The organism is Nodularia sp. UHCC 0506, assembly GCF_034931045.1.
Classification (GTDB): domain Bacteria; phylum Cyanobacteriota; class Cyanobacteriia; order Cyanobacteriales; family Nostocaceae; genus Nodularia.
The window spans coordinates 62,697-71,988 of the sequence record NZ_JAYGHH010000024.1 but is presented as its reverse complement, the minus strand read 5'-3'; the positions used below and the strand labels follow the sequence as shown (position 1 = coordinate 71,988).

Sequence of the window (9,292 nt, the reverse complement as noted above, 5' to 3'; positions counted from 1 at the left end):
GTAACAGTGCCGGTGTTATGGGATAAAGAAAAAGGGACAATTGTTAATAATGAATCCCGTGAAATCATTCGGATGTTTGATACACAATTTAATGATTTTGCTAAACAAGATACCAATTTTTATCCCGAAAGTTTACAAGAATTAATTGATGAGACGATTGATGCTATTTATCAGCCGATAAATAATGGTGTATATCGGGCGGGATTTGCTACTTCTCAAATGGCTTATGATGAGGCAGTAACAGAGTTATTTGCAGCCCTTGACTACTGGGAGAATATATTAGGAAAACAGCGCTATCTCTGCGGGGATCAAGTTACGGAAGCTGACTGGTGTATGTTTACTACTTTGTTGCGTTTCGATGTAGTTTACTATGTGCATTTTAAATGCAATTTACGCCGGATGGTTGAGTATCCTAATTTGTGGAATTATCTTAAGGAACTTTATCAATTACCAGGGGTGAAGGAAACTTGTAATTTTGATCATATTAAACGGCATTATTACAGGAGTCATCCGAATGTTAACCCGACTCGCATTGTGCCTAAAGGCCCTGTGATTGATTTTGATGCACCTCATAATCGGGATGAAGTGGGAAAAAAATAGCAGCACTCAGCACTTTCCTTTCCCCACTCAGCACTCAGCACTCAGCACTTTCCTTTCCCCACTCAACACTCAGCACTCAGCACTCAGCACTTTCCCCAGTGTGGCGGTGAAGTCGGGGTAGGAAATGGCCGCTGCTTCTGCACGGTGAATGGTGGTGATTCCAGTGGAAACTAGAGATGCGATCGCTAGACTCATAGCAATGCGATGATCTGTATAACTATCGACATCTGTACCCATTAAAGGCGTACCACCAGTAATTTCCATCCCGTCGGGTAATTCGCTGACTTTTGCGCCCATTTTGTTGAGTTGTTGCGCCATCACGGTAATGCGATCGCTTTCTTTAACTCGCAATTCAGCTGCATCCCGAATCATCGTTGTACCTTCGGCGAATACTGCGGCTACTGCTAAAATGGGAATCTCATCAATCATTCTGGGAATAATATCCCCGGCAATGGTGCAGCTTTTTAACCGACTAGAACGCACTCTAATATCCGCTACTGGTTCCCCAGCTACTTCGCGCTGATTTTCTAGTTGAATATCAGCCCCCATGAGTTCTAAAGCCTCTAAAATCCCGGTGCGGGTGGGATTAACACCGACGTTTTCTACTACCAATTCTGAACCGGGGACAATTGCCCCAGCTACTAACCAAAAAGCGGCTGAACTGATATCTCCAGGAACAATCACTTTTTGTCCCCGCAGTTGCGCCGGTCCGATCACGGTAACGCTGTTGGTTTCGGGATCAATAGTGAGTTCTGCACCAAAAGCCCGTAACATCCGTTCGCTGTGGTCACGAGAAAGGGCGGGTTCGGTAACGGTGGTTTTTCCGGCTGTTAATAAACCTGCAAGTAATATACAGGATTTAACTTGGGCGGAAGCGATGGGGGAATGATAATGAGTGGGTTTCAGGGCTTGTCCTTGAACTGCTAAGGGTGCTAAAGAATTACCCTTACGTCCCCAAATTTCTGCGCCCATTTGTTGCAAAGGTTGAACTACACGGGACATCGGACGCGATCGCAAAGAACTATCTCCTGTGACTGTAAAGAACCGCCCTGGATGAGAAGCCAAAAGCCCTAACATCAGTCTGAGTGTAGTGCCAGAGTTACCAGCATTCAACACATCCACTGGTTCTTGCAATTGTCCCAAACCAATACCCTGAACCTTAACTAATTCGGTGTTTAGTTCCGAAATTTGCGCCCCCATAGCTTGAAAACATCTGGCAGTGCTGCGGGGATCTTCGCCTAACAGTAGCCCTTGGATCTCCGTTTCACCTTGAGCGATCGCGCCTAACATTAAAGCCCGGTGTGATATAGACTTATCACCTGGGACACGGATACAACCCTGTAAAGACAGCCCAGCAGAGGGGCGATGGATAATTAACTTCTGAGAAAGGTCTGTTTGAGTTTCTACAGTTACGACAGCAGCCGACATGAGGTTACACTGGCTCTTGGATACACTGGAAGTTTGCCACAACTGGACACTTCCTGCTTAGTATAGTATCGTTTTTTGTCCACGTAAATTTGCCAAAATCGACCAAGTATATGATGAATCTTTACTTACATACTTTTTCAATGGGCAAAAATCACTCTCAGAGGTCTTGCGCTTCTTGCTACTGTCATTTGATATTTTTCCCAAAAAACTTTGATTTATAACACTAGAGAAGGTGTTTAAATTTATAATCTTTTATTTATTTTTAGGTTGATTTATTTGGCTTACCAAATCAGTATCATCAGTTAAGATTAAGGATGTTTGACTATTTACTGGCTGCTCCTGACTGTTAAAGATACTGGTGTTAATTTCATTTTGTTCAATAGCTTTTAGCCCTTATCGCTCCCATGCTGACCCACCACCGCAAGCCCGTATGTTTATCACTTATTTCAACTGATCTGCCATTCTGGTCTGTTGTTGAAACTGCGGGAACACTGTATCAAAAAGATACTGACCGATTCCATTTACTGTTGACAGCACCACCCCTAATTACCTGTGAATTGGCAAGTTCGCTGAGTTCCCAAGACATCTATCCTGAAAATCAAACCAACGTTCCAACCCCCAGCAGTCCCAGAATTTTGTGGCTGGAGATTTCCCCCTACCGGGTAATCATGACCATGCAAGGTAACGGTCAAATTAGTTACCGCCATTTCTGGGAGCAAGGGGTTTATGGTGTCAGCCGTTATTGGTTGCCCACTGAATCATTACAACCTCATAATCCGATTCGTTTACGAAATTTCACAAAAACTCTGTCACTGACCGGAAACCACTTACCAGAGCATTTACGGGTGGAATACGAATTATGGGCAGATAAAGTCCAGATGGGAAGCTATATCCTCAATCTGGAAATTAAACACTAACGCTGCCGCAAGGTGGAAGTCAAAAGTAAGTTTTTGGACATGGTATGGCTAACCAAAATAACTGGGTTCGTTACCTGGTTTCCATTTGATATTGCAACCAATACTGGGCTTTTGTTCCATTGTTATGGGTTTATCCGCCAATACGCAGGCGATCGCGGCGCGTAAATCTGCACCTGTTACGGGTTTACCATTGCTTGGACGGCTATCATCCAGTTGTCCCCGATAAACTAGTTTACGTTCTGCGTCAAAGACAAAAAAATCAGGTGTGCAAGCGGCTGTATAAGCTTTTGCTATTTCCTGAGTTTTGTCATAACACAAAGGGAACTTAAAATCAAGTTCTATTGCCATTGCTTTTAAAGACTCTGGCGCATCATCTGGATATTTTTCGGCATCATTGGCGCTAATAGCCACAATTCCTAAATCACTAGAGAGGTAATCTTTTCCTAGACCTGCTAATTCTGTTTGGATATGTTTGACAAATGGGCAGTGCTGACAAATAAACATTACCAATAATGCTTTTTGGTCAGCAAAAGTGGCAAGGGAAATTGTTTTTCCAGATACCACTTCTGGTAGATAAAAATCTGGTGCTTGCGTGCCTAATGGCAGCATTGTCGAAGCAGTTAAAGCCATATTTTAGCCTGATCCTTTTATCTCAAAACGGCTCTTGCTATCAATCACTGTCAAAGTAACATGAAATTCTGCATAAAATTAAAGACGGGAAAATTCCCGTCTCTACATTTATTAAATATTAAATATTAAATTGTCAAAATTAGTTTTTATAGGCTTGTCAAAAGGCCAATGATACCGTGTCCTGTGCATACTTCTAATGCAATCAGAGAGACAAAACCAATCATTGCTAAACGACCGTTGAGTAATTCGGCGTAGGGAGTGAACCCAGTGCGATCGCCTTGCTCGTCTATATAAACCTTTGGTTCTATCGCAAAGTTGTTCATTAGACCTTGGTCATCAATAATACTTGTATTGGTACGCATATAATTATTTTCCGTTTTCCTGTGTATGTAAATAACTGTAACAGAGTTATTAAATTTTGTAAAGTATCTGAGTCTACTTAACGAGATATCATAGTAAATCGGGTTCACAAAGACATTTCATTAACAGGTTGCCATTTATCAATGCATCGATTTCGAGTAGAGGTTATTGCCAAAACACCAAACCCGCAACAAGTGGTTTATGCTGCGATGCACCAAGACTATACCGATGGCTTTGTGTATGACGAGCGCCACTCTTGGCCTTCGGAGTCACAATGCGGCGAAATTATTGTTAAGCGACTTTTGGCAGGTGAGAGGGGACACTATGGCCCGCTTGAGCATCCCCAGATTGTTTTTAACTGTGGTTATTTTCCTCACAGTGTGATGCAACAGGCTCGGACACATCGGGTAGGAGTATCATTTGATGTGCAATCTTTTAGGTATACGGGGAACCAGTTTATTGATGTAGTAGAGGGTAAAAAAGACATAGAAGATGTATTTTACTTGCGTCCCGTTGGTGATTACTCTGATAGACAAGGCAAAAAATATTACTATTCACCAGAACAACGAGCCGCAGATTTAGCATGGTGTCTCGAAGCAGCGAAGCGTTACAAAGCAGATTTTGAGGGGGGAATGTCTGAGGAACACGCAAGAGGTAAAGTACCTTTTGACTATCGCCAGCATTTTGTTGTGAGTTTCAATTTAAGGTCTTTCATGCACTTTTGTGATATGAGAAATAAGAAAGATGCTCAACTAGAAATACAACAGTTGTGTGAAATGATGTGGCCTTATTTTGCAGAATGGACACCTGCGATCGCACAATGGTATGAGAAGCAGCGTCAAGGTAAGGCGAGATTAGCACCTTAAATAGTCGGGTTTTTAAACGCAGAGGAACGCTAAGGTCACGCAAAGGTTCGCAGAGTTTTGATTACACCTCTTTTCCTTGGCGTTCTTGGCGTACTTGGCGGTTAGATAATCATATTTCCTTTCAGCAAAGCTACAGGGAAGTGTTGGAGTACATCACCAATTAACATGATTTTATCAGCGCTGACTATTTGCCCAGTAATAGTATCTTGCCAAACTGAAGGCGCATCTGATGGTAACTGAATATATGTATCATCCCAGACTTGCTTATTTAGGGGGTATTCTCCAGGTTGAATTAAACTGGTAAAAAAGCGGGGTGCAATGGTGATAATTGTCTGATTACTATGAATTCTTGCAAAAGCAATGATGTTATCTGCAAACTTTCCCTTAGTTTCTAAAGGTAGATAGTCACCTTGCTGGAAAGTTGTTAAATTTTCTCTTCTCGCTTTTAAAGCCTGGATAATTAGAAACAACTTAATTCTACTATCTTCTTTCGTTGCTAATAATTCATCTATTAATTTTAAAATATTAGTCTGAGTTTGTTCTTTAATCACTTTGAGATGAGACTGTCGCAGTTCAAAATCAACCGGACGGCGATTATCGGGGTCAACCATACTGAAATCCCAAAGTTCAGTTCCTTGATAAAAGTCGGGAACTCCAGGAGAGGTGATTTTTAGTAAAGTCTGAGATAAGGAATTGAACATACCATAGTAGGCTATGCGTCTCTGAAAAGGGATAAATTTCTGCAAAAATGTATTTTCATCCGAAGGTTCTAAAACTGCTGCAACAAACTTATTTAAAGCATTTTCATAAATTTCATTAGGTCGTAGCCATGCTGTGTAAACTTTCGCTTCTCTAGCAGCTTTGAGGACATAATTTTGAATACGTTGATAAAAGTCATTATACTCATGTTCAAAAAATGGAAATGCCCCAATTAGCATTTGATAAAAGTGATATTCATCGTTTCTGTCGGGCATAGGTAAACTTTTATTTATACTTGTTTTGTAATCACGATTAATTTCACAAAAGTCATAAACTTGTGTTTTCCACTCTTCGGGAATTTCTGATAAAACATTTAATCTGGCGCGGATATCTTCACCACGTTTAGTATCATGGGTGGAAGTAGCACTCATTGAGTGTAGCCAATTGGTTTTTCGCTGTTGATTAAAGTTGTGGAAATCGGCAATACTTACACCAAAGTTATCAGGATTCCCACCAACTTCATTTAAGGAAAGAAAGCGGTTATAAACATATAAAGCTGTGTCTTCAACTCCTTTGGCCATTAAGGGGCCTGTATATTGTTGTAGTCGCATGACAAAATAAAGCCATTGCTCTTGATCTTCTGGTGTGAGATAATTTTCATATTCAAGTAATAGCAGTTTTTTAATGAAAGTTAATTCATGGTGTAGTAGAGGAATATTTGATTTTGCTTGTTGAATTACAGCTTGGATATACTGACGGTCTGCTGGTGATATACCATCTTGGTTCGTGTAAGTTCGATAAGTTGGGAAGAGAGTTAAGACTTCTGCGATCGCGCGTTTTAAACCATTAATGGTAAAATCATTACCGTAACGATGTTTACTGGCTATTTTTTTTAAGATATAAGTTAAATTATCAATATCTCCAGCTAAATTTCTTTCTAAAATTAAATGCTTTTTATCTATAGCAAATTGCTCATAAGCTATTCTAAAACCTGTGACATTCCAATATATTTGGGTAAAATCTGCTTTACTGGCAGTTTGACAAAAAATCCCATTAAGATAATTTAAGAAATCATAACCTGTAGTACCCTGAACTGACCAATGCTTAGGTAATTCTTCCCCTGATTCCAAAATCTTTTCGACGGTGGTATATGTATCACCTATTTTTTCTTTTAATCTCTGTAAATATTGATTTGGGTCATAAAGTCCATCAATATGGTCTATGCGTACACCAGTAATTTGATTTTCTTTAACCAACTTTGTAATTAAAGCATGAGTATTTTGAAATACTTGAAAATCTTCGATATTCACAGATATTAATTCATTGACTGTAAAAAATCTCCTGTAATTAATCTCTTCTGCACCAACTTTCCAAAAAGCTAGGCGAAAAAACTGTTCAGAAAGTAAAGTATCTAACAAATTAAAGCTTTCTGGTTTACCTGGTTCACCATTAAAAAGTTGGAGATTTTCGTCAATAAATGTTTGAATTTCTGTATTATCTGTGTAAAGTTCCCATAACAACCCTTTAACAAAATTTATTTGGTCTTGTCTTTCTTTTGGAGTAGCTTCAGCCGGTATATGTTTTACTAGATAAAGAATGCCGAGTAATCTCACAAATATGGGATTTTTCTTGCCCAAAATTCGAGATAATTTGCCTATATTATGATTGAGAAATATCCCATAAGATTCCAATTTTAGAGGAAATTTAAAATCATAATAATTCACACTTAAACCATTTTGATCATATTTGATTTGGATTTCTCCATTTTCTAAAGATTCCCCGTAAAAATTACCAAGCAAAGGTGCTAAAATTGGTTGTTGACTATCACTAAATCCATTGCTGATAGGAGAATTCCAGGTAATGTCAAAATAGTTAGCATAAATAGAATTAATACCATTTTCTAGAACATCCATCAGATATTTATTTTGGCTATCATAAGCCATGTGATTGGGGACAATATCTTGCAACCAACCCATATTTTGCCGTTTTAATCCTTCAATTAAGGCGGTAAATTCTTCTTGTGTTCCTAATTCTGGGTTTAATTGATTGGGGTCAACTATATCATAGCCGTGGGTGCTTCCTGTTCTGGCTTGAAATATTGGTGAGGCGTAAAAATCGGAAATTCCTAATTCGTTCAGATAATTAATGATTTTTTGGGCTGAGTTAAAGCTAAATTCGGTGTTGAATTGAATTCGGTAAGTTGCTGTTGGTATTCGCATGGGGATAACTAATTCCTTTTTTTATCGTTCACGTAGTGCATACCACAGAGGCGCAGAGTTCACAGAGAAGAGGGCTACACCCCGCTACGCTAACGCGCAAAGACGCAAAGAAAAATAAAGGTAATTTTGGCATTTCATATTCTAATTCAGCTTTTAGTTCTTTCTCTCTCTGCGTTCTCTGTGTCTGGTGTGGTTCGTTATCTAAATATTTTTCATAAATTGCAAAGCTTTTTTTAGGTAGGGTTAATTCTTGATGTGATTGAGTTATTTCTGGTAACTGTGAACCGCTACCTAACCATTTAGTTTCAGCAGCATCTAAAATTTTGATCCAATTATTACCTGTAAATTCTGGGCTAAATGTAATGTCATCTGTATGAAAATTTATGGCACAGAATATTTGGTTTTCTTGGCTAGATTTAAACCAGGTAATTAGTTTTTTATCTTCATAACAGCCGATTTGTAAATTTTCTCTTTCGCGTTTCAATAAGGCTGGGTTTTGGTTGCGTATTTGCATCAATTTTTTGTAAAATGATAATAAAATTTCATGTTTACCTGATTGGCGTTTTTCCCAATTCAACTTACAATTGTTAAAAGTGTCTAATGATTCGGGGTCTGGTGGTTCTCCCTGGGAATGAAAGGCAAAAAATTCTTGTTTACGTCCTTCTCTAACTGCTTTAATTAAATCTGGGTCTGAGTGGCTGACAAAGTAGATAAAGGGCGATTCTTCTCCATATTCTTCTCCCATAAATAATAGGGGAATATAGGGAGAAAGTAATACTACGCCAGCAGCTAATTTTAAAGATTCAAAATTTACTAATTGTGATAATCTTTCGCCTAAAACTCTGTTACCTATTTGGTCATGATTTTGGATAGCTACTATAAATTGCGAGGGAGAGCGATCGCCTGCATAATTTCCGTGGTAACGTTGGCGATAATGGGAATATTTCCAATCATAAACAAAGCTGTTTTTGTAGGCTGTTGCTAAATGTTCACACTTGCCAAAATCTTCATAATAACCAGTGCGATCTCCTGTCAGTAAAGTATATAATGAATGATGAAAATCATCACTCCATTGAGCATCAATTCCATAACCACCTAACTCAGCCGGACGAATTATTCGCGGGTCATTTAAATCACTTTCAGCAATTAAATAAAGTTTGCGTCCCTGTTGCTGAGAAAGTGTAGCCACATTTTCGGCAAGTTCTGTTAAAAAATGTTTTGCACCAAAATCATAAATAGCGTGAATTGCATCTAAGCGTAAAGCATCAATATGAAATTTATCTAACCAGTAAAGTGCATTTTGAATAAAAAATTGACGCACATCATAACTATAAGCATCATCGAAATTAATCGCTGTTCCCCAAGGAGTGCGATAAGTTTCTGTAAAATAAGGGGCGAAGCGACTTGTATAATTACCTTCAGGGCCAAAATGGTTATAAACTACATCTAAAATTACGGCTATTCCTTGTTGGTGACAAGCATCAACTAATTGTTTTAACTGATTCGGCCCACCATAAGAATTCTGCACAGCAAAGGGATAAACGCCATCATAACCCCAATTGCGCTCGCCTGG

General features: G+C 39.0%; 8 protein-coding genes. 3 read left to right on the top strand and 5 right to left on the bottom strand.

Features of this window, described 5'->3' with window-relative positions; translation table 11 throughout:
* Positions 1 to 600 (top strand): glutathione S-transferase family protein (locus tag VB654_RS14665; protein ID WP_323214509.1); only part of this gene is annotated, 600 nt, incomplete at its 5' end.
* 69 nt (positions 601 to 669) lie between these two features.
* On the opposite strand, the gene aroA is transcribed toward VB654_RS14665, so the two are convergent.
* Positions 670 to 2,028, bottom strand: coding sequence for a 3-phosphoshikimate 1-carboxyvinyltransferase (gene aroA, locus VB654_RS14660; protein WP_323214508.1), 1,359 nt, complete (start codon positions 2,026 to 2,028; stop codon positions 670 to 672).
* A gap of 404 nt (positions 2,029 to 2,432) precedes the next feature.
* Between aroA and VB654_RS14655 the strand changes: the two genes are divergently transcribed.
* A complete protein-coding gene (locus tag VB654_RS14655; RefSeq protein ID WP_323214507.1) occupies positions 2,433 to 2,945 on the top strand; it encodes a hypothetical protein in 513 nt (170 codons plus the stop codon).
* A gap of 48 nt (positions 2,946 to 2,993) precedes the next feature.
* Here the strand turns inward: VB654_RS14655 and VB654_RS14650 are convergent, their stop codons facing one another.
* Both VB654_RS14650 and VB654_RS14645 read right to left on the bottom strand, forming a co-directional pair.
* Positions 2,994 to 3,575, bottom strand: a complete 582-nt coding sequence (locus VB654_RS14650; RefSeq protein WP_323214506.1) for a thioredoxin family protein — start codon at positions 3,573 to 3,575, stop codon at positions 2,994 to 2,996.
* Between the two features lie 146 nt (positions 3,576 to 3,721).
* The gene (locus VB654_RS14645; protein ID WP_323214505.1) at positions 3,722 to 3,937 is read right to left on the bottom strand and encodes a chlorophyll a/b-binding protein; all 216 of its coding nucleotides are present in this window, start codon (positions 3,935 to 3,937) and stop codon (positions 3,722 to 3,724) included.
* Between the two features lie 141 nt (positions 3,938 to 4,078).
* On the opposite strand from VB654_RS14645, the gene thyX reads away from it, so the two are divergent.
* Positions 4,079 to 4,801: an FAD-dependent thymidylate synthase gene (gene thyX / locus VB654_RS14640; protein WP_323214504.1), complete on the top strand. Its 723-nt coding sequence runs from the start codon at positions 4,079 to 4,081 to the stop codon at positions 4,799 to 4,801.
* A 101-nt stretch (positions 4,802 to 4,902) separates the two neighbouring features.
* Here thyX and treY read toward each other — a convergent pair whose 3' ends face one another.
* Together treY and treZ are read right to left on the bottom strand one after the other, a co-directional pair.
* A complete protein-coding gene (treY, locus tag VB654_RS14635; RefSeq protein ID WP_323214503.1) occupies positions 4,903 to 7,719 on the bottom strand; it encodes a malto-oligosyltrehalose synthase in 2,817 nt (938 codons plus the stop codon).
* A 28-nt stretch (positions 7,720 to 7,747) separates the two neighbouring features.
* A partial coding sequence (gene treZ / locus VB654_RS14630; protein ID WP_323214502.1) for a malto-oligosyltrehalose trehalohydrolase occupies positions 7,748 to 9,292 on the bottom strand: 1,545 nt, incomplete at its 5' end.

Coding starts and splice junctions, on each gene's coding strand:
- aroA (WP_323214508.1), bottom strand. CDS start 2,028: ATGTCGGCTGCTGTCGTAACTGTAGAAACTCAAACAGACCTTTCTCAG.
- VB654_RS14655 (WP_323214507.1), top strand. CDS start 2,433: ATGCTGACCCACCACCGCAAGCCCGTATGTTTATCACTTATTTCAACT.
- VB654_RS14650 (WP_323214506.1), bottom strand. CDS start 3,575: ATGGCTTTAACTGCTTCGACAATGCTGCCATTAGGCACGCAAGCACCA.
- VB654_RS14645 (WP_323214505.1), bottom strand. CDS start 3,937: ATGCGTACCAATACAAGTATTATTGATGACCAAGGTCTAATGAACAAC.
- thyX (WP_323214504.1), top strand. CDS start 4,079: ATGCATCGATTTCGAGTAGAGGTTATTGCCAAAACACCAAACCCGCAA.
- treY (WP_323214503.1), bottom strand. CDS start 7,719: ATGCGAATACCAACAGCAACTTACCGAATTCAATTCAACACCGAATTT.